The organism is Micromonospora sp. WMMD558 (assembly GCF_049315255.1).
Classification (GTDB): Bacteria; Actinomycetota; Actinomycetes; order Mycobacteriales; family Micromonosporaceae; genus Micromonospora.
Genome location: NZ_CP186061.1, coordinates 2,993,431 through 3,009,967, shown reverse-complemented (window position 1 = coordinate 3,009,967; position 16,537 = coordinate 2,993,431). Strand labels below are relative to the sequence as shown.

The following is a 16,537-nucleotide window of genomic DNA, read 5'->3' as shown; positions in this document are numbered from 1 at the left end:
ACGAAGCCTAGATGCTAGGTTGATTACATGTCAACGAGACGGCCGGCCGGCAGCGTGCGGTGGTTGAACGCCGACGAGGAGCGGGCGTGGCGGGCATTCCTGCGCGTGATGGTCGCCGTTCGGACCGGCACGGCGCGCGACCTGGCCGCGATCGGCCTCTCCGAACCCGACTACGAAGTACTCAGCACGCTGTCGGAGCGGCCCGACCACACCAGCACCCTGGGGGAACAGGCCGACAAGATGGGCTGGTCACGCAGTCGGCTGTCCCGGCACGCCACCCGGATGGAAGCGCGCGGTCTCCTGCGGCGCGAACCCGACCCGACCGACGGCAGAGGCTGCCTTCTCGTACTCACCGCGCACGGTCTGGACACACTCGACAACGCCGCACCGGCCCACGTCGAGTCGGTACGACACCACTTCATCGACCGGCTCACCCCGGAGGACCTCGTCGCCGTCGAACAGATCGCCCGGAGGCTGCAGGAAACCCCCGACCGGCGACGATCGACCGCCCGACGGGCCGGATGACCGCCACCTCGCACTTTTACGTGGCGCTGCCGCTGCGATAGCCTGCCGGTGGCGCCGCGCCGATCGAGTCCAACTCTCGGTGCACCTGGTGCCGCAACCGCTTCGCCGTTTGGCGTCGGATCGATCAGCAGTCCTGCAGTTGCTTCCCGCATGTCCGGTTATCGGAGAACCCATGCCCGCCTACATCCTCACCGGCGCCCCAGGGTCCGGCAAGACAGCGATCCTGCGCCAGCTGGAGATCGACGGCCACGCCGTGGTCGAGGAGGCTGCGACGGACGTCATCGCCCTGCGGCAGGCACTCGGCCGGCCAGAGCCGTGGCGAGAGCCCGGCTTCGCCGACCGCGTGTTGAATCTCCAGCGGAAGAGACAGCTCGCGGCCAAGACGGACGCCGCTGACGTCGTGTTCTTCGACCGGTCACCGGTCTGCACCTTGGCACTGTGCCGCTACCTCGATCTGAAGGCACCGCGTCACCTGCTCGAAGAGGTCGAGCGCCTGGTGGGTGAGCGTTGGTATGAGCAGACAGTCTTCTTCGTACGACATCAGGGTTTCGTCCAGGCCACCGCCGCTCGTCGGATCAGCTTCCACGACTCGCTCGCCTTCGAGAGAGTCCATGAACTCGCCTACCGCGAGGTCGGATTCGACCTCGTCGAAGTTCCGGCAGCTCCGCTACCGGTCCGCGTGGCAGCGATTCAACAGGCGGTCGCGTCAGGCGATGAACCGCACCTCCGGGAAGGCCGGGTTCGGGCCTTCGAGCAGGCGCCGCCGCCGGTGGCGTAGGTGCAGGTCGAAGAACGCGAGCGGGTACGCCTGCTGGATCCGCACCGCCCGCGCCGGGTCGAGGGTGCCGACCCAGCCGGCGAGGTCCTCGTCGCTCATCCCGACGATGCCGGTTGCGAGCGTGGCTGCAAGCAGGTGTCGGCGGGTCAGTGCGGTGGTCATCGGTCCTCCGGGGTGGCGGTGGTTTCGACCCGTGCGATGAGCAGCTTCAGTCGGCCGATCTCGTCGGCGAGGGCGGTGCGGCCGGCGGCGGTGAGGGTGATCCAGGTTCGGCCGCGCCGTCCGGTGTAGCCCTTCTCGACCTCGATCAGGCCGGCCGTCTCCAGCACGCTCAGGTGCTGGGAGAGGTTGCCGGCGGTTAGCTCCAGTTGGGTGCGCAGGTAGCCGAACTCGACCCGGCGTGCCTCGTGGGCGATGGTGAGGATGCCCAGCCGTACCCGCTGGTGCACCACGTCGTCGAGGCCGGTGACGGGATGCGGGGTCCCGGCCTCGTCCGTCTCGGGGGTGTCGGCAGGGCCGGTCACCGGGGCCGCCGCAGCCGTGACGCCAGCGCGAAGCCGGCGCTGCCCAGCAGCAGCAGGCCGCCGTTGATCACGAGCTGCGGCGCGAAGGCCCAGTGTTGCCCCCAGCCGACCCCCCACCCGAAGTCGACCGGCACCAGCACCACCGCCAGGTATCCGAGAGCGAACAACAGCAGCGCGACGCGCCGCTCCAGCCAGGCCAGTGCCAGCAGGGCCAACCCGATTGCGCCGGTCGGATCGAGCAGCCGGAGCAGCAACTGGACAGCGGCGGAGGGCTCGTCCGGGAACGTCAGCGGGTCGAGGTAGATCAGAACCGCCGTAGCGGCGGCGGACAGTGCGACGAGCGCGACGCCGGTGAGCACATACGGCAGCACCCGGGTGCCCAGTCCCCGGGCCCGGGCGACCCGCAGGTACCCGCCGGCGATCACCACGTACGCCAGCAACAGCGCCGCCCACCAGTAGAACTGCGCGGCCTGGTACCAGCCCTTGCACACCACCTGACCGTTCTGCACCGCCTGGCAGTCGCTGAGGACCGGCTGGCTGAACCGGTACACCAGGATCGCCCCGAACGTCACCACGGCCAGCACCAGCAGCGGCAACCACGTCACCCGCTGGGCAAGACGAACCCGGCGCGCGAGGTCGCGCGCATCGGCCAGCAGCCGGCGGGGATCACCGCCGGCAGAAACCGCGTCTGAAGTCATGCCAATAGGTTTCCATAACAAACTTATTGGCGCTACTGCCACTTTGCGGCGGCGCGGTCCGGCCCAGCGCTGGTCGCCCGCCACAGCGCCGCCCGACTGATCCGATCCGCGAATCGGTCATGCCAGCAGCGAAGCGCTTGCTCCTCACGCGGCGTCATGCCACATAGTCGGTGGCGTGGAGGAGCACCTGACCGTGGGGCGTGTGGCGGGGTTGGCCGGCGTCAGCGTCCGCACACTGCATCACTATGACGAGATCGGCCTCCTGGAGCCGTCCACGCGGACCGCGGCTGGGCACCGGGCCTACTCCGCGGACGACGTGGAGCGACTCCGGGAGGTGCTCGCCTACCGGCGGCTCGGCTTCGGATTGCGGGAGATCGCGGATCTGGTTGACGACCCGACCACCGACGCGGTCGCGCACCTGCGCCGACTGCGCGGCCTGCTGATGGACCAGCGCGACCGCGCTGCTGCCATGGTGACGGCCATAGACAGGGAACTGGAGGCACGTGCAGTGGGAATCAGGACGACACCAGAGGAACAGCTGAAGGTGTTCGGCGCGCAGTTGTACGACGCCATCGGATCCGCTTACCCAGCGACCCGGCGAACCGAGCCACGGATCGCCGCGCGCATCTGGGACGCACTGGGGGACGCACGTACGGTGCTGAACGTCGGGGCTGGCACCGGCTCCTACGAACCACCCGACCGCGACGTCACGGCGGTTGAACCGTCAGCGGTCATGCGGGCGCAGCGTCCCGTAGGTGCGGCGCCGTGCGTCGCCGCCGCCGCGGAGAGCCTGCCGTTCGAGGACCAGTCCTTCGACGCCGCGATGGCGGTCAGCACCGTCCATCACTGGCCGGACCCGGTCGCCGGGCTGCGTGAAATGCGGCGGGTGGCCCGCCGCGTGGTGGTGTTCACGTACGACGCCGATGACACCGGCTGGCGTCAGCGGTTCTGGCTCACCCGCGACTACTTACCTGAGTTCGCAGACCTCCTCGTCGGCTGGCCGTCCCTCGCCGACCTGACCCGCGCAATCGGAGGACGCGCGGAGCCGGTGCTCGTCCCGTGGGACTGCGCTGACGGCTTCTTCGAGGCACACTGGCGCCGGCCTGAGGCGTACCTGGACGAACAGGTACGCCGCGCGGTTTCGGTCTGGACCAGAGTCGGACCGCAGGCTGAGCAACGGGCAGTCAGCACACTCCGCGGAGACCTTTCCTCAGGCCGGTGGGCCGAGCGCAACCGCGACCTCGTCGCCCTCGACACGGCAGAGCTTGGTCTCCGCCTGCTCGTAGCCTGAACCAGTGGTCGGTGCCGCGCACGAGGCCGCCGGGCAGCGGACGCGGTCAGCCCGCCGTCGCACGCGATAAACCCGGGGCGGCGTCGATGATCATCCCGCGATAATGGCCGACGTGGAAGAGGTCAAGGTCGTCGTCGCCCATGACGAGCGGGCGACCCTGCGCGTCGGCGACGTGTTCCTGAAGATCGACGCTGATCAGACGCGCACCGACATCGAGGTCGAGGCGATGGCGTTGGCGCCGATCCCGACTCCGCAGGTCCTGTGGCGCAAGCCGCCCGTGCTCGCGCTCGCCACCCTGCCCGGGACGGCACTGGGCCGCCTCGGCGAGCCGTCGCCCGCGTCGTCGGCGGCCTGGGCCGCAGCGGGTGCGGCCGCGCGGACGCTGCACGACGCGCCCCTGCCGCGATGGCCCGGTCGGCGCCTCGACGAGATCGCGTCGCGCCTCGACGGCGAATGCGAGTGGCTCGTCACGAACGGCGTCCTTCCCACCGACCTGGTCACCCGCAACCGCCAGGTTGCCGAGGCTGCGCTCCGGCCGTGGAAACCGGTGTTCACGCACGGCGACCTGCAGATCACCCACGTGTTCGTCGACGGTGACGAGATCACCGGCGTGATCGACTGGTCCGAGGCGGCCCAGGGCGATGCCCTGTACGACCTCGCCGTCCTGACGCTCGGACACGAGGAGCACCTTGACGACGTGGTCGCCGGCTACGGCACCGACGTCGACCTCGACGTGATCCGCGCGTGGTGGTCGTTGCGAAGCCTGCTGGCGGTCCGCTGGCTGGTCGAGCACGGCTTCGACCCGTCCCTGCCCGGCTGCGAGTTCGACGTGTTGAGATCTCGGAGGTGAGGCTGCACGAGCCCGACGGCTACGAGTGCCGTTGCTTCGCGCCGAGCGGGCCATCTCTCGAGGCGCATCGTCTTCCGGGCCGACGAGGTCATGGTCCTCGAAGATCCCGGCAGCCGGTCGGTGACATCGGCAGCCGCACGACGCATGCGCCTATCGGTCACGGACGGCTCAGCGCGCTGCTGGCGTCGGTAGAGGTGCAGCAACGCACGTCTGTTCGGAACGCCGCTGCTCCGGACCGTTACTCCCAGCGTGACGTGGCGGTGCAGGTCCCGCTGGCCTGAGTAACCGCGGGAGCCGTACCTGGCTGGCCGGTCGGGTGATGTGACGGGCGCCCCGAGACCGAAACAATGACCGTCATGGCAGAGTACGTCCACACTCGGTGACCATGCGGCAGGATCGGCTGCGCCACGACGACGTCCGCCCGCCACAGCGACGGCGTCCGGAGCTGGACGCGCTGCGCGTACTGGTGGTCGTCGGGCTGGTGTTCTTTCACTCGGCCCTGGTGTTCGATGCCCGCGACGACTACTACGTGAAGAACCCGGAGACCACCGAGGCGACCATGATCGCCGCCGGTTTCGCGGTGGTGTGGGCGATGCCGATGCTGCTCCTGATCGCCGGGTTCGGCGCGTGGCACTCGTTGCACCGGCGGAGTCCGGGCGGGTTCGCCGTCGAACGGCTGCTGCGGCTCGGCGTGCCGCTGCTGATCGCCACCGCCACGCTGCTCCCGCTGCCACAGTGGTTGCGGCTGCGGGCGGCCGACCCCGGCTACCGCGAGTCGTACCTCGATTTCCTGTCCCGGTTCTTCACCGTGCGGCTGGACCTGGCCGAGTTCCCGTTCGTCGTGCGGGGGGAGCACTTCGAGACGGGACATCTGTGGTTCGTGGTGCTGCTGTTGGCGTACTCGCTGCTGCTGACGCCGTTCGCCCGCTGGCTGCCCCGCGCCCGCGCCCGCCGGCTCCGTGACGGGTTGGCGGCCGCGACCCGGCGGCGCGGCGTGGTGTTGCTGCCGGCCGTACCGGTCGCGTTGGTCAGCGCTTTGGTCGGGCTTGAGGAGGAGTACGCCGGCTGGAGCCGCTGGGCATACCTGCTGTTCTTCCTGTACGGCTTCGTGCTCGCCGCCGACGACCGGTTCCGCGCGGCGATGCGGCGGGATGCGGGGCTGGCCACGGCGCTCGGGCTGGTCCTGTTCGTGGCCAGCTCGCCGGGCTTCCTGTTCGCCGACGACCCGTTCACCGGCTGGACGCCGCTGGCGGTCGCCTCGCGGACCGCGTACGGGGCGGCCGGCTGGTGCTGGCTGGTGGCGATCCTGGGCCTGCTGGACCGCCGGCGGGCCGCGGGTTTGCCGTCCAGGACACCGAACGGCTGGCTTCGACGGGGGTACGCCTACCTGGCCCTCGCCGCGTTGCCACTGTACGTGCTGCACCAGCCGGTCGTGGTGGCCGTGGCGTACCACGTGGTCCGGTGGGACGCCCCGATGCCCGTCAAGTACGCCGTGATCGTCACCGCGTCCCTGCTGCTGACCGTGGCCGCGTACGACCTGTTGGTACGCCGTACCCGATTCACCCGCTTCCTGTTCGGCATGCGGGCCTGACCGGTCGGACGGGGAGGAGCAGAGTCTGCAGCTGTCCTGGCAACACTCCGACCATCGGAACTGGGCCCCTTTGGGGACCAGCGATTTCCATATTGTGAGGTGACGTGAAAGGCCAGGCCAGCGGCATGATCAAGTATTCCTTGAAATGCCGCTGGCCTGCGGTTTCGGGTGGGGCGGGGCTCGAACCCGCGACCGAGGGATTATGAGATCAAGATTGGCGGCCCGCCGAGCTGCGCTGACGGGCCTCTAGCAGCGGAAACGCCTCTCGACACCTCTCACCACTCCCCCGCCGTCCGCTGACCTCTTGCGGACTAGATGCGGACTGGTCGGCCGTTCGTGATCGAATACGACGCTATGGGGTTGGACGAGTGCCTGACGGAGTTGCTGGTCCAGCTCGGGGATCGCGGCCTGGTCGCCATCGTCAAGATGGACGGCGAACGTCAACGGGGCCGCTGGACAGTGCTGGTTTCGGGAAAGCCTCTCGGCGGCGAACTCGTGCGGTGGGACGGCGACGACCTGAACGCTGGCCTGTCGCGGATGATGGCCGAGCTTCGGGAGCGGGTTCCGGACCTGATCGATTGAGGTACGGCCTGGAGGGCTAGAAGAAGATCAGCGATGGCTGGTCGGGCGCCTGTGTCCCTGGTCAGCCTGTCCGGCACTGTCGGACAGCGTCAGCGCTCGCAGGCGGACTTGGCTGTACGGATGGCTGTACAGTTCCCGCGCATGAGCAACACCAACTCGCAAGACGCACCTGGCGGATCTGGTCCGGCAACCACTGCGACGTTGGGCCTGGCTACCCGGTTGGCGCACGAGCTGGCCGACGCAGCAGAGGTGAAGATCGAGAACCCAAAATGGGGCCTGTCTGTGACGATCACGCCGACAAATCCCAACGCTCGCGCCTTCGGATGGGCCGACTTCGGCGACGAGATCGTCCTACAGGTTGGCGAGTACGGCGGCAGGTGGGAACTGTGCCCGGTGCCCGAGGACCTGGCCTTCCTCGACGACATGGCTCGTTCGGTCGTCGCGGGACGCGTCCGAGAGGTCCTTGCGCGGAAACGCTCGCTCATCGAGGTGGTGATGCCCGATGGGTCGGTCGAAAGCCATACCGGATACGAGGGCCTAGCCGGCTGCCTACCGCTGCCCGCCTGGCGTCGCCGGTCCCGCAGCGTTCAATACGCGCCGTACAGTTCATCCCCCTGAGGCTGCTGCCGCCTCGCGCCTATACCCAAAGCCCATCTCCGCCGTGAGTCCGCACATCGTGGAACGGGCCTGTTCCCCGGTGTCAACACAACGCTCCACCGTGTTGACACCGGGGAGCAGGTCTGTTCGGCTCCGCCCGGACTCACGGTGGAGGTGGGCGGCCCAAATCTCTGTCGAAGATCCCCGCCGGAGGCATCGGTTCTAGGTGCCTGGCGCAGTCTGCAACATTGGCCGGCCGCGCCGGCCGATGCCGGCGCTTGCGCCGCCAGCAGGCCGAGCGCGGCCGGCGCGGCCCGCTTGCGGGCCGCCTTGATCCTCAAGAGGTCAAATCGGCAGTATCGGCACGGGCCGGCCTACCCGTGTCCTCCGTCGACTGATGCGCGACACGCGTCCGCCAACTGATCCTCGACACGGTCGGCGCGCTGATCGCGGCTAGATCCGGATGCCGCCGCCGGTCCAGGCGAACCGATGCGGTCAGCGCCGCAGCCGCCACAGGCCGAGCGACCCGTCGTGCCGCAGGCACACCAGGCCACCGTCGACCGCCTGGCAGCCGCCAGCCGCCTCGGGCAGCACGTCGAGTATCCGAACGGTGGCCGCCACCAAATCCACCTCGGCGACCACCGCTCCTCTGGCCGGGTGCGGGCGGACGGCGAGCAGTGGCTCGTCGCCGCTCCACCGGGGTGCCAGTTCCCAGCGGCCCAGCTCCGCCCGTGTTTCGCCGGTGACCGGGTCGAGCAACGCCAGGTCCATGAGGGTGGTGGCGCTCGTCACCCCGGTGACGATCAGCCCGTCCGGCTCCGCCAACAGCGGGTTCAGGTCCGTCCGGGTCCACAGCAGACGTCCGGTCGTGGCGTCCAGCGCCGACAGGCTGCCGGGCTGGACGTGAACACAGACGAAGACGCCGCAGTCCATCGCATACATGGCGGCCGGCACGGTCGCCGTCCAGCGCCGGTCCAGCCGATCCAGCCCGTACGCGGTCACCCGCGCGCCATCGACGCTGACCAGCACGTCGGCAACGACCGACCACTGCCGGCTCGGACTGCCTTCCGCGGGGCCGAGGTCGGCGGTCGCCAGGACGGCGCCGGTGCCGGCGGCGCGCACCTCGACCCGCCCCCGCGGATCGCCGAGCACCACCCGGTCGACCAGCGTGCCGGTGGCACCGTACGTGGGACCTCCCGCCGAGACCCGGGCGCGCCACCGCAGCGTTCCGCAGCACGGGTCCACGGCCCGCACCGCCCCGCTTCCGTCCTCGCCGAGGGCCTCCAGGAGCAGGCCCCCGCCGGCCACGGGGACGGCTCTGCCCGGCTGCCGCCAGCGGGACGTCCCGGTCCGGGGGTCCAGCGCCACGGTCTCGCTCTCGTAGGACTCCGGGTCGAATCCGGTGACCAGCAGCAGACCAGCCTGGGCGTGGCCGCCCCAGAACGTGCCGGACGCCGGCAGCGGCACCCGCCACACCGGATCGCCGCCGGACAGCCGGTACGCCGTCATCGAACGCGGGCCCCCGCGCCGGTCCGCCGGATCGACGACCATCAGCAGGCCGCCGGCGACGATCTGGTCCGCCCCGAGGCGGGACGGCACAACGACGACGTCCCGGACCGGCAGCGGGGTCGACGCGGCCAGCGTTGCCAGGGCGGCCAGCAGTACCGCGAGGAACACCGGCATCCGCAGGGCCACCCGGCGCGGGCGGGCCGACGACTCCGGGTGCTCGACGTCGCGCAGTTCACCCAGGTCGATGAGAGTCATTCGCCACCCCTCTGAGGGTCGCGCGCCGGATCGGGCGACCTACGAGACCGGAAGCGTATGCGCCGCGGGCCGGTTCCGTCCGCCCCGCCGACACAACCCGGTGACGCGGCGCGCACCACCCCTGGCAAACCCGGCCAGGGCCGTACGGGGACCGCTGCGGGACCGCTGCTCTTACTGCCGATTTCAAAAATGAAATCTCTCGTCTGGACCGCAGCCCGCGTCGTCCTCCTGCTGGAGCCGGTAGGTGCAGGCGTGGCACAAGCCCAGCCACCGGGTGCCCGCCAACTGAGGCCCTACTAGCCTCGGCCTTTCACGGCAGCCGTGATCTTGGATGTCCAGCGGGCCGGTAGATATGGCGAAGTGCCTGCCACGTAAGGAAAACTGCCCGGTGTCGAGTCGTGCAGGTACCCCGCGTGGAAGGCACTTCGTAGGTGCAGGTTACCCAGTGGTCGAAGGGATTGTCCGTCGAGGTCGGCGGTCATGGTGTGGTCTCGCATGTCGGGGGCGGCGTTGTTGCGGTTGCTGGCTGATCGCAGCGGGTTGACGCAGGCGTTGTCGGCCGCGCTCAGCCGGCGTGGGTTCGTCCCGGGCCGGGACCGGGGCCGGGTGCTGGTCGACTTGGCGGTGATGATCGCCGACGGCGGTGAGGCGATCGCGGATATTGAGGTGCTGCGCCACCAGAGCGAGGTGTTCGGCCAGGTCGCGTCGCCGGCGACGTGCTGGCGGGCCCTCGATGAGATCAGTGACGTCGGGCTGCGTCGGATCGCCAGGACGCGGGCGAACGTCCGTGCCCGGGTATGGGGCCTGATCGGGTCGGTGTCGTCTGCTCGTGCCGCGGGCCGGGATCTCGGCGAGGGCATGGTGGTGCTGGATGTGGACTCCACGATCGTGCTCGCGCACAGCGACAAGGACGGCGCGGCGGCCACCTACAAGCACACGTACGGCTTTCATCCGATCCTGGTGACCTGCGACAACACCGGCGAACTGCTGACGATCAAACTGCGGCCCGGCAACGCCGGAGCCAACACCGCCGCCGACCACCTCACCGTGCTGACCGAGGCGTTCGCGCAGGTCCCGGTCGCGCACCGGCGGCACCTGCTCATCCGCGGCGACTCGGCCGCCGCCACCCACGCCGTGCTGGACTGGCTGACCGCGCAGGACGCCAAGCGCAACCGACGCGTCGAGTACTCGATCGGTTGGTCGATCGGCGAGGCGGAACGCGCTGCCATCAGCGCGCTGCCGGCCGCGGCCTGGTCACCGGCCCTGGCAGCCGGCGGCGGCATCCGCGACGGCGCGCAGGTCGCCGAACTGACCGGGCTGCTGGCTTTGGCCGGCTGGCCGCCCGGCATGCGGGTGATCGTGCGTCGCGAACGGCCGCACCCGGGCGCCCAGTTGTCGCTGTTCGAGGAACGCGACGGCTGGCGCTACACCGCGCTCGTCACCAACACCACCGTCGGCGCCTTGCAGTGGCTGGAAGCCCGCCACCGCGCCCACGCCCGCGTCGAAGACCGGATCCGCTGCGCCAAAGACACCGGACTGCGCCGGCTACCGTCACGCGAGTTCGCCATCAACACCGCCTGGTGCCAGATCGCGGCCATGGCCTGCGACCTGATCGCCTGGCTACAACTGCTCACCCTCGACGGCGACCTGGCCAAAGCCGAACCGAAACGGCTGCGCTACCGCCTGCTACACACCGCCGCCCGCCTCACCCGAGGCCAACGCCGCCGCCAGCTACGCATCCCATCGACCTGGCCCTGGGCCGACCAGATCACCGCCGCTTTCCACCGAATCGCGGCGATCCCCGCCCCCGGCTGACCAGCTCAGCCCTGACCCAACGACCGGAGAACCCAAGGAGACCACGCCCACCGCCGCGACAGACGGCCCGCCACCATGCCCCGGACCCGGTCGCATCGAACACCAGCGATCACAGGCGCGGGAACAAAGCGGCCGACATCAGCCGTGAATGATCGAGGCTAGGGTGCTGGATCTGTCGCGCATCAGTTGGCGGACGAGTGTCGCGGATCTGTCGTCGGATCACAGGGCCGGCCTACCCGCCGCCGAGGTTCCGGATCTCGTCGTAGAGGTCGTCTGCGGCGCTGGATCCGCGATACGGGTCGCGGCGGAGCATCGCGGCGAAGCGGCCGAGTCGTTTCTTGATCCAGGAGATTTGGCGGTCTGCTGGTAGGTCGAGGATCGGCCGGATGGCTGCGGTGGCGGAGTCGAGGTCGCCGATTTGGAGGTAGGCGGCGTCCCCGAGTGGCGAGGTGTTGCGCAACAACAACTTCCGTCGCCGGGTCTTCGACCGGGCTGCCGAGTCGATCGGGCTCGCTGGCCTGACACCGCACGAGCTGCGGCACACGGCGGCCAGTCTCGCGGTGGCCGAGGGCGCCAACGTGAAGGCGGTGCAGCGGATGCTCGGGCACGCCTCGGCGGCCATGACGCTGGACGTGTACGCGGACCTCTTCGAGGACGACCTCGACCAGGTGGCGGACCGCCTCGACCGGGCGGCGGGTCGTGCTGCTGCGGACTCAGTGCGGACTGAGGGCGTCGGTCCGGACCTCGATGCGATCCGTCCGGGTCGCCGGCAGCATGGCTGACCAGGGAAAACGGCTGGTGGGCCGGAGGTACCACCAGGCGAACCACACCGCCACGATCGCCGGTGAGCCGTTACCGCTGCGTTCGCGCAGTTCCCGTACGACGTTGGAAGCCCGATGACGCAGCTACGAGTCGTCGAAAACGTCGTCGAGCACGAGTCTTGCCCGGCCTGGGACCTCCTCCTCCGGGAAGATCTCCGCGCACCGGGCGAGGACCTGCTCCGCACTGGTCAACCCGAGGTGACCGACCAGGAAGCGGATGTCCTCGGCGTCCCGCCGTCGTGCGGCAAGCACCTTCATGGCCAACAGATGTTCCGGAGAGGCCGCCGCCACTCGCAGCCCCGGGTGATCGAATACGCGCGGAGCCGTCGCATCACCGCCCGGAGCGACATAGGCACTCGCCTGCTCGTTGAGCCACCAGTGCGGCAGGCCGAGTTCATCCGAGCCTCGTCGAGCACAATGCCATGGGGTTGGAACACGGCGTCTATGTCACGAGTAGCCCGTCGGCGTCGTAGGCCAGAGCCATGGCCGCCCCGCCGAAGATGTAAAGGTCCGCGACCACACCTCGCCTCGACAGCCGGTCCCCGAGCCGGCGGAAGGCATCCTCGATCGCCGCGCGGTCCAACAGTGGATCATCAAGGCTCACGCGACGTTCAACTCCTGCGCCGACACGTACACGCCCCGACGACGGAACGCTGCTGGCGCGTGTACCACCGCGTCGACCCGGGCGGCACGCGTGTTGAAGGGAAACCAGAATCGCCGGAGCGACCGCGTCTCGACCCACGGCGGCGCACCCCGCCCGTCCTTGGCCGCCAAGTGCTCCGTCAATGCCGCGAGGAACACATCCCAGTGCTCGTCGCCGGTAGACGTTGGTTCCTGGTCCAGCAGACCGGCGCGCATCTCGGCTGGTTCCCATCGGTACTCCTCAAGGAACTCTGCCACCAGCCGCCACCGTCGCGTCTCGTCGGATCCAACGAGCAAAGCACCTAGGCGTGCCACCGTCAGTGGCTCGTACCTCGCAGCGCGGTTCCTCATTCCCTCGACGCTAGTACATCCGGCGGCGGATCCGCGGCCAGCCGCAGTCCGCGTCGAGCAGCCGCACAGAGCGTCGCGACGCGCCGCGGCCAGCTGGTTCGCACGAAAGATCAACAAGGTGGGGCGGGCGGGACTCGAACCCGCGACCGAGGGATTATGAGTCCCCTGCTCTAACCGGCTGAGCTACCGCCCCGGCACCGCGCCGGATCGTAACCCGCCCGGTTGATCAGCGGCCAGCACGAACCGGCTCCCCTCGCTCACGGCGCCTGGCGCAGCAGCACGATGGGCAACGCGAGGATAACAGCGTGCAGTCAGGCCACCGCGCGAGGAGGTGTCAGGCCGGTGGGCGCAGGTACGCCAGGACCACGCCGGCCGTACGCCAGCCGCTGGCGAGCGCCCCCTGGATGGACGGGCTGTCCCGATGGTCGCCCGCGACGAACAGCCCCTCTCCCAGGGCCACCGGTTTACGCAGGCGGCCCTGGGGCGGCGGCGCGGCGGGCAGCGCGTCGGGGACCGCCACGGTGGTGAGGTGGGTCCAGTCCGCCGTGGAGCGTCCGTAGAGGCGGGTCAGCTCCTCCCGGATCACCGGTTCGGGTGGGGCGGACGGCCCGACCACCGAGGTGGCGACCAGGTGCCGCCCCTGCGGGGCGTACGTCGGCACGGCCTTGCTGACGACGACCGTGTTGGCGACCAGTTCCCGCCGGTCGCCGTCGACGAGCAGGATCGGCTCGTCCAGGGGCGGCGTGTCGGTCGCGTGGTAGTAGGTCGTGTAGCTGTGCATGCGTACCCGGGCCAGCATCGGCAGCAGCGTCGCCGCCGCCGGCGGGTCGACCGCGACCACGACGGCGCGGGCCGCGACGTCGCCGGCCTGGGTGCGGACCCGGCCGGGCGCCACCTCGGCGACCGGGGTGTCCAGGTCGATCAGGTCGGTGGGCAGCGGCGCGGCGACGGCCCGGGGCAGCGCCGCCATCCCCTCGGCCGGCAGGCCGATGCGGCCACGGGCGAAGGAGCGCAGCACCATCGCGAACACGTGGCTGGACGTCTCCAGCTGGCGGTCGATGAACACGCCGGAGAGGAACGGCCGCAGCAGCTCCTCGACGATCGCGTCGGAGAGGCCGGCGCGGCGCAGCGCCACCTCCGTGGTGGTCTCCGGTGCCTCCAGCAGCCGCCGGGCGGGCAGGGTGGCGCAGCCGGCGGCGAGCGCGGCGAACCGCAACCGGTCCGGCAGCGAGCCGACGCCGGCCAGGGCGGTGCCGGGCGCGCCGGCCGGCTTCCGCAGCGGGTTGACCAGCCGCGTCAGGGTGCCGCCCCGGCGGACCAGAACGCCGGAGGTGAAGTACCCGAGGTGGAGCCGGTCGACGTCCAGCAGCGTGCCGAGCCGGGGGTAGGCGGTGTTGAGCACCTGGAAGCCGCGGTCGAGCAGGAAGCCGTCGACCGCGTCGGTGGCGACGCGCCCGCCGAGGCGGCCGCTCGCCTCCAGCAGGCGCCAGGGCACGCCGGCCCGGTGCAGCCGCCGGGCCGCCGCCAGGCCGGCCAGGCCGCCGCCGACGATCACCACGTCGGTCTCAGCCAGCACGCTGCACCTCCCGCTCACCGTTGGACCGCGACAACCGGCCCGGCCACCAGATTTTCGGACCGATGTCGTACGACAGGGCGGGCACCAGCAGGGAGCGCACCACGATGGTGTCGATCAGCACCCCGACGGCGACCGCCACGCCCAGCTCGACGAGCACGACCAGCGGGAGTACGGCGAGCGCGCTGAACGTGGCGGCGAGCACGATGCCGGCGGACGTGATGACACCGCCGGTGACGGCGAGGCCGGCGAGCACGCCGGCGCGGGTGCCACGCCGGACGGACTCCTCCCGGACCCGACTCATCAGGAAGATGTTGTAGTCGATCCCGAGGGCCACCAGGAAGACGAAGGCGAAGAGCGGGAACGAGGCGTCCACGCCGGGAAAGTCCAGGACGTACGTGAAGATCAGTGCGCAGAGCCCGAGGGTGGCCGCGAAGCTGAGCAGCACCGTCGCGATCAGCAGGACGGGGGCGAGGATCGCCCGCAGCAGCAGCGCCAGGATGATCGCGATGACGAGCAGGACGACCGGGATGATGACGTTCTGGTCGCGCCGTGAGGCGTCGGCGGTGTCCACGTTGATCGCGGTGAAGCCGCCGACCACGGAGTCCGAGTCCGGTACGGCGTGCACGGCGACGCGCAGGTCCCGGATGGTGCGCTCGGCGCCGTCGGAGTCCGGCGGGTCGGCGAGCGTCGCCTCCAACTGGACGATGCCGTCGACGACCTTCGGCGGCGCGTTCGGGGCCGGCGGCCCGGTCGGGTTGTCGGTTACCGGGCGTACCGCCGCGACGCCGGGCACGCCCCGCGCCACCTCGGCGACCTGCCGCGCGGTCTCCTGCGTCGTGAAGACGGTGGCGGGGCTGCCGGTGCCGGCCGGGTAGTGCCGGGCGATCGCCTCCTGCCCGGCGACCGATTCGGTCCGCTCGGTGAAGAGGTCGCTCTGGCCGAGGGTGGTCACGCCGAGCTGCGTGAGGCCCACCGCCGACGCGGCCAGCGCGACGCTCGTGAGGAGCCAGACCACGCGGGCCCGCCGTGCGACGAACCGGGCGACGCGGCTCCAGATGCCGTGCTCGGCGCGGGGGTCGGCGCGGTCGACGAGTGGCCGGCGCGGCCAGAACGCCCACCGCCCGCCGAGCAGCAGCAGTGCCGGCAGGAAGGTGAGCATCACCAGCAGCGTGGCGGCGATGCCGATGGCCGAGACCGGCCCGAGTGCGCGGTTCGAGTTCAAACTGGACAGCAGCAGGCAGAGCAGGCTGACGATGACGGTGCCGGCGGAGGCCACGATGGCGGGGGCCGCGCCCCGCCAGGCCGCCGTCATCGCGTGCCAGGGGCGCTCGTGCCGGTGCAACTCCTCCCGGTAGCGGGCGACCAGCAGCAGCGCGTAGTCGGTGCCGGCGCCGAAGACGAGCACGGTGAGGATGCCCTGGGCCTGCCCGTTGAGGGTGATCGCGCCGGCGTCGGCGAGCAGGTAGACGAAGACCGAGGCCAGCGCGAAGGACATGCCGGCGGCGAGCAGCGGGAAGATCCACAGAACCGGGCTGCGGTAGACCACCAGCAGGATGACCAGCACCACGCAGAGGGTGACCAGCAACAGCGTCCCGTCGATCGCGGAGAACACCTCGATCAGGTCGGCGAGCAGGCCGGCGGGCCCGGCCACGTCGACGGTGAGCCCGTCCCGGTCGGCGCCGGCGACGGCGCGCAGGTCCTCGACGACCGTCCCGATCTCCTCGCCCCGGTCGTCGTCGATCGGGACGACCACCTGCACCGCCTGCCCGTCCTCGCTGGGGATCGGGGGCGGCAGCGGGCCGACCACGCCGGGGACCTCGGCGAATCGGGCGGCGTCGGCGGCGATCCGCTGCCGGTCCGCGTCGGTGATGCCGGTGGTGCGCTCGTAGACGACGAGCGCGGGCAGTGTGGGCTCGTCGACGAACCGCTCGGACAGTTCCTGGGCGCGGGTCGCCTCGGCGTCGGCGGGGAGGAAGGACGCGTTGTCGTTGGTGGCGACCTCACCGAGCCGCCCGGAGTACGGCCCGGCCACACCCCCGACCACCAGCCAGGCGAGGACGACCAGCAGTGCGATCAGCGTGACCCGCCCGCCTCGTCCGGACATCCGCACCACCCGTGATTTCGACGCACTG

The 16,537-nt window shown here is 70.6% G+C and carries 18 protein-coding genes, 1 tRNA gene and 1 pseudogene; 9 read left to right on the top strand and 11 right to left on the bottom strand.

Annotated features, from left to right (window positions below):
- The first annotated feature begins 27 nt into the window (after window positions 1–27).
- Both ACN26Y_RS14680 and ACN26Y_RS14675 read left to right on the top strand, forming a co-directional pair.
- Window positions 28–525: a MarR family winged helix-turn-helix transcriptional regulator gene (locus ACN26Y_RS14680; RefSeq protein WP_155330812.1), complete on the top strand. Its 498-nt coding sequence runs from the start codon at window positions 28–30 to the stop codon at window positions 523–525.
- 172 nt (window positions 526–697) lie between these two features.
- Window positions 698–1,303 carry an AAA family ATPase gene (locus ACN26Y_RS14675; protein WP_422734832.1) on the top strand — a complete coding sequence of 202 codons (606 nt, stop codon included), beginning with the start codon at window positions 698–700 and terminating at the stop codon, window positions 1,301–1,303.
- Here the strand turns inward: ACN26Y_RS14675 and ACN26Y_RS14670 are convergent.
- Genes ACN26Y_RS14670 through ACN26Y_RS14660 form a run of 3 tightly spaced genes read right to left on the bottom strand, consistent with a single transcriptional unit; the run spans window position 1,232 to window position 2,525 of the window.
- Entirely contained in the window at window positions 1,232–1,465 is a 234-nt protein-coding gene (locus ACN26Y_RS14670) for a hypothetical protein (protein ID WP_370463330.1), read from the bottom strand. The genes ACN26Y_RS14675 and ACN26Y_RS14670 overlap by 72 nt on opposite strands.
- Entirely contained in the window at window positions 1,462–1,827 is a 366-nt protein-coding gene (locus tag ACN26Y_RS14665) for a transcriptional regulator (RefSeq protein WP_422734831.1), read from the bottom strand. Before ACN26Y_RS14665 ends, ACN26Y_RS14670 begins: the two co-directional genes overlap by 4 nt.
- Window positions 1,824–2,525, bottom strand: a complete 702-nt coding sequence (locus ACN26Y_RS14660) for a hypothetical protein (protein WP_155330809.1) — start codon at window positions 2,523–2,525, stop codon at window positions 1,824–1,826. Before ACN26Y_RS14660 ends, ACN26Y_RS14665 begins: the two co-directional genes overlap by 4 nt.
- A gap of 175 nt (window positions 2,526–2,700) precedes the next feature.
- Between ACN26Y_RS14660 and ACN26Y_RS14655 the strand changes: the two genes are divergently transcribed.
- The 5 genes from ACN26Y_RS14655 (at window position 2,701) to ACN26Y_RS14635 (ending at window position 7,457) form a co-directional block, all read left to right on the top strand.
- A complete protein-coding gene (locus tag ACN26Y_RS14655) occupies window positions 2,701–3,816 on the top strand; it encodes a MerR family transcriptional regulator (RefSeq protein WP_155330808.1) in 1,116 nt (371 codons plus the stop codon).
- 103 nt (window positions 3,817–3,919) lie between these two features.
- Window positions 3,920–4,666: a phosphotransferase family protein gene (locus tag ACN26Y_RS14650; RefSeq protein ID WP_422734830.1), complete on the top strand. Its 747-nt coding sequence runs from the start codon at window positions 3,920–3,922 to the stop codon at window positions 4,664–4,666.
- 385 nt (window positions 4,667–5,051) lie between these two features.
- Entirely contained in the window at window positions 5,052–6,257 is a 1,206-nt protein-coding gene (locus tag ACN26Y_RS14645) for an acyltransferase family protein (RefSeq protein ID WP_155330807.1), read from the top strand.
- Between the two features lie 336 nt (window positions 6,258–6,593).
- Window positions 6,594–6,839, top strand: coding sequence for a hypothetical protein (locus tag ACN26Y_RS14640; protein WP_422734829.1), 246 nt, complete (start codon window positions 6,594–6,596; stop codon window positions 6,837–6,839).
- Window positions 6,840–6,980: 141 nt separating this feature from the next.
- Window positions 6,981–7,457, top strand: coding sequence for a hypothetical protein (locus tag ACN26Y_RS14635; protein WP_422734828.1), 477 nt, complete (start codon window positions 6,981–6,983; stop codon window positions 7,455–7,457).
- A 474-nt stretch (window positions 7,458–7,931) separates the two neighbouring features.
- On the opposite strand, the gene ACN26Y_RS14630 is transcribed toward ACN26Y_RS14635, so the two are convergent.
- Window positions 7,932–9,200 (bottom strand): PQQ-binding-like beta-propeller repeat protein, encoded by a 1,269-nt coding sequence (locus ACN26Y_RS14630; RefSeq protein ID WP_422734827.1) that lies wholly within the window; start codon window positions 9,198–9,200, stop codon window positions 7,932–7,934.
- A 431-nt stretch (window positions 9,201–9,631) separates the two neighbouring features.
- On the opposite strand from ACN26Y_RS14630, the pseudogene ACN26Y_RS14625 reads away from it, so the two are divergent.
- Window positions 9,632–11,015, top strand: a pseudogene (locus ACN26Y_RS14625) (IS1380 family transposase).
- Window positions 11,016–11,247: 232 nt separating this feature from the next.
- On the opposite strand, the gene ACN26Y_RS14620 reads toward ACN26Y_RS14625, so the two are convergent.
- Window positions 11,248–11,475: a hypothetical protein gene (locus ACN26Y_RS14620; protein ID WP_422734826.1), complete on the bottom strand. Its 228-nt coding sequence runs from the start codon at window positions 11,473–11,475 to the stop codon at window positions 11,248–11,250.
- On the opposite strand from ACN26Y_RS14620, the gene ACN26Y_RS14615 reads away from it, so the two are divergent.
- The gene (locus ACN26Y_RS14615; RefSeq protein ID WP_422734825.1) at window positions 11,465–11,797 is read left to right on the top strand and encodes a tyrosine-type recombinase/integrase; all 333 of its coding nucleotides are present in this window, start codon (window positions 11,465–11,467) and stop codon (window positions 11,795–11,797) included. The two genes, ACN26Y_RS14620 and ACN26Y_RS14615, sit on opposite strands and share 11 nt — an antisense overlap.
- A gap of 123 nt (window positions 11,798–11,920) precedes the next feature.
- Here the strand turns inward: ACN26Y_RS14615 and ACN26Y_RS14610 are convergent, their stop codons facing one another.
- From ACN26Y_RS14610 to ACN26Y_RS14585, 6 genes are all read right to left on the bottom strand, one after another.
- Window positions 11,921–12,094, bottom strand: a complete 174-nt coding sequence (locus ACN26Y_RS14610; RefSeq protein ID WP_422734824.1) for a hypothetical protein — start codon at window positions 12,092–12,094, stop codon at window positions 11,921–11,923.
- Between the two features lie 184 nt (window positions 12,095–12,278).
- Window positions 12,279–12,440, bottom strand: coding sequence for a hypothetical protein (locus tag ACN26Y_RS14605; RefSeq protein ID WP_422734823.1), 162 nt, complete (start codon window positions 12,438–12,440; stop codon window positions 12,279–12,281).
- Complete coding sequence (locus ACN26Y_RS14600; RefSeq protein WP_155330804.1) at window positions 12,437–12,736, bottom strand: hypothetical protein; 300 nt, start codon at window positions 12,734–12,736, stop codon at window positions 12,437–12,439. Before ACN26Y_RS14600 ends, ACN26Y_RS14605 begins: the two co-directional genes overlap by 4 nt.
- Window positions 12,737–12,948: 212 nt before the next feature.
- A tRNA-Ile gene (locus ACN26Y_RS14595) sits at window positions 12,949–13,022 on the bottom strand.
- Window positions 13,023–13,163: 141 nt separating this feature from the next.
- Window positions 13,164–14,405, bottom strand: a complete 1,242-nt coding sequence (locus ACN26Y_RS14590) for an FAD-dependent oxidoreductase (protein ID WP_422734822.1) — start codon at window positions 14,403–14,405, stop codon at window positions 13,164–13,166.
- Entirely contained in the window at window positions 14,395–16,509 is a 2,115-nt protein-coding gene (locus ACN26Y_RS14585) for an MMPL family transporter (RefSeq protein ID WP_155330802.1), read from the bottom strand. Before ACN26Y_RS14585 ends, ACN26Y_RS14590 begins: the two co-directional genes overlap by 11 nt.
- Window positions 16,510–16,537 lie beyond the last annotated feature (28 nt).